Origin of the sequence: Humidesulfovibrio sp., from assembly GCF_031082295.1 — a bacterium.
In the GTDB taxonomy this organism is placed as follows: domain Bacteria; phylum Desulfobacterota; class Desulfovibrionia; order Desulfovibrionales; family Desulfovibrionaceae; genus Humidesulfovibrio.
This window is the reverse complement of sequence record NZ_JAVHLD010000015.1, coordinates 1-1,924: the sequence shown is the minus strand read 5'-3', so window position 1 is coordinate 1,924 and position 1,924 is coordinate 1. Positions and strand designations below refer to the sequence as shown.

Annotated in this window: 3 protein-coding genes; all 3 read left to right on the top strand. The window is 44.0% G+C overall.

Annotation, left to right across the window (positions count from 1 at the left end; genetic code table 11):
- The coding region (locus RDU24_RS09420) for a 3'-5' exonuclease (RefSeq protein WP_308735494.1) at positions 1-829 on the top strand (829 nt) is incomplete at its 5' end.
- A gap of 2 nt (positions 830-831) precedes the next feature.
- A complete protein-coding gene (locus RDU24_RS15995; protein WP_374989755.1) occupies positions 832-1,455 on the top strand; it encodes a DarT ssDNA thymidine ADP-ribosyltransferase family protein in 624 nt (207 codons plus the stop codon).
- The coding region (locus tag RDU24_RS09415; RefSeq protein WP_308735493.1) for an ADP-ribosylglycohydrolase family protein at positions 1,452-1,924 on the top strand (473 nt) is incomplete at its 3' end. The genes RDU24_RS15995 and RDU24_RS09415, both read left to right, overlap by 4 nt.

The window sequence follows — 1,924 nt, the reverse complement described above, 5'->3', positions numbered from 1 at the left end:
AAATGACGAACTCGATTTTCATGATCTCGCATATACTATTTCAAAGCTCTCAGCTCCCCAGAAATATGACGTTATAGTTATCGATGAAGGTCAAGATTTTTCGGCAAACGAAATGCGTGCTGTAAAAAATGTCTTAAACGACGAGCATAGCCTTACGATCGTAATTGATTCGGCGCAAAAGATTTATCCTAAAAGTTTTTCATGGAAAGAGGTGGGCATTCGTGCAACTCCGGAAAACGTATTTGTGCTTAAAGAAAATTTCAGGAATACGAAAGAGATTGCGGCATTCATTGCTCCAATTATCAAAGGTGCAGATTTAGGAGGTGATTTTGGGGCCTTGCCAGCACCAGAGAACTGCACGCGAAGTGGGCCAAAGCCCATTGTGCTCGAAGGATTGTATAATCAGCAACTGAATTGGGTTTTCAAGAACATTGTTTCGAAAATTGATCTAAAAGATGAGAGTGTCGCGTTCCTTCACCCCAAGGGGTGGTTTAGGGATGTCATAATGCGGTTGAACGCAGATTCGATTCCGTATGTCAATTTGACAAAACTAAAAGCATGGCCTGATAATGATGTAAATGTAGGCCTGATTACGATGCACAGTTCCAAGGGATTAGAATTCGACCATGTGGTTATTATTGGTTTAAATCAAAGCATGACACCGCATGGCAAGGATGATGGTGATGTATTCCTTGATCACTACAGGAGGCTCATTGCGATGTCGTGCGGAAGAGCTCGCAACTCACTCACAGTCGGATATAAGCCAATAGAAAAATCGTCTCTTGTGGATTATTTTGATCCAAGAACATATTCTAAGGTGGTGCTGTAGCCATGTTGCAGCTAATACGTGACAGGTGCATCCAGAGAGTCGTGCACTTTACGACAAACATCGGCCTAGTAGGCATTTTAAACACAGGTCTTGTAAAATCAAGAAAAGGGCTTAACGAGGACCAATACCTTTGCCACATACTCCACAATAACTGCGAGTGCAGAAAAGATGAAAAATGGACTGACTATATCAGCCTATCTGTTCAGGTCGCAAACAAAATGTTTTTGAGTTATGCAAAAAAGTGGGATCATAATAAGCCATTCTGGTGGTGCATACTAAGCTTTTGTCCTAGTATTCTCACGCATGAAGGAGTAGTTTTCTGCACAACGAACAATTCGTATGAAGAGACAGTTCTTCGAGGTACGGGTAAGGATGGGCTGCAATCCCTCTATGCAGATGTTGTGAAAGAAAAGCCTCCTTATCAAAAGTCAAGGACTGATAAAACCCAAATATCTTGCCCGACATCGCCACAAGCTGAAGTTTTGTACCCCAAATCGCTTGAGCTTAAGCATCTCACGGAGATAATCATACCTAGCCAGCAACAGGAACCCGAAATTATGGGATATTTGGCTGGAGCACGACAAACTGGGCTCAAGTACACAATAGACGCGGACGCTTTCGAATGACACACATGCCATCAAATACCTACGACCAATGGTTGAGGAAAGTCACTAATTCCGCTCTCTGGGCTGCTTACGGAGATGCCCTCGGATTTACAACCGAGATGGCTAACTCTGAAACTGTCCAGTATAGAACAGGATTGACTGAGGTTTCTTCCTTGATTGGCTGGAAGAGGAAGATCGGCGGGCGTTACGGCGTTAGTGTCAATTTGCCGTCCGGATGCTACTCTGATGACACACAGCTCCGGCTTTCAGTTTCTAGAGCCATTGGGCATGATGGCTACTTCGATGTGGATTCATTTGCCCACATAGAATTGCCCGTCTGGATGAGTTATCAGTTGGGTGGTGGACTTGGCACAAACCTCGCTGCGAAGAACCTTTCCAAAAGAAGTGTCGGTTGGGCAACGAATTTCTTCAAGTCCAAAGAATCATCATATGTGAAGGGCGGTGGAAATGGGGCTGCAATGCGAATTCA